Source organism: Nocardiopsis sp. MG754419, assembly GCF_018207095.1.
In the GTDB taxonomy this organism is placed as follows: Bacteria; Actinomycetota; Actinomycetes; order Streptosporangiales; family Streptosporangiaceae; genus Nocardiopsis.
This window is the reverse complement of record NZ_QOCZ01000342.1, coordinates 1-572: the sequence shown is the minus strand read 5'-3', so window position 1 is coordinate 572 and position 572 is coordinate 1. Positions and strand designations below refer to the sequence as shown.

1 protein-coding gene and 1 pseudogene are annotated in these 572 nt (G+C 72.0%); one reads left to right on the top strand and one right to left on the bottom strand.

Features of this window, described 5'->3' with window-relative positions:
• Nucleotides 1-185: pseudogene (locus DSY14_RS28030) on the top strand (TetR/AcrR family transcriptional regulator); the annotation flags it as partial.
• Nucleotides 186-218: 33 nt separating this feature from the next.
• Here the strand turns inward: DSY14_RS28030 and DSY14_RS28025 are convergent.
• Nucleotides 219-572, bottom strand: a 354-nt coding sequence (locus DSY14_RS28025; RefSeq protein ID WP_211719596.1) for a VOC family protein, incomplete at its 5' end; no start/stop codon positions are given.

The following is a 572-nucleotide window of genomic DNA, read 5'->3' as shown; positions in this document are numbered from 1 at the left end:
ACCCCAAGCTGGCCCCTCTGTACGCCCAGGCCCTGGTCGGCATGGTCGCGCTGACGGGCCAGTGGTGGGTGGACGTCCGCCGCCCGAAGAAGGCCGAGGTGGCCGCCCATCTGGTGAACCTGGCGTGGCACGGCCTTGACGGGCTGGAGGCGAAGCCGCATCTGATAGGCCGCCGGAAGAACTGACGCTGATCCGTCCGTAAGGGGTGGGGGATCGAATCAGCCGTTCGGCTCCAGGAACTCCAGGCGGTTGCCCACGGGGTCCTCGGTGTAGAAGCGGCGGTGGCCCGGGAGGTCGTCGTCCCAGGTGACGGGCGCGCCGTGGGCTTCGAGCCGGGCGGCGTGCGCCTCGATGTCCCGGACCCGAAGCCCGGGGTGCGCCTTCCGCGCAGGCCGGCAGTCCTTGTCGATCCCCAGGTGCAGGTGCGCGCCTCCCGCCCGGAACCAGCAGCCCCCGCGGGCGGCCAGTGCCGGTGGCTTGGGGATCTCGGTCATGCCGAGGACGCCTACGTAGTACGAGCGCAGCTCGCGCTCCGAGCCGGGCGGGGCGGCGAGCTGCACATGGTCAAGGGC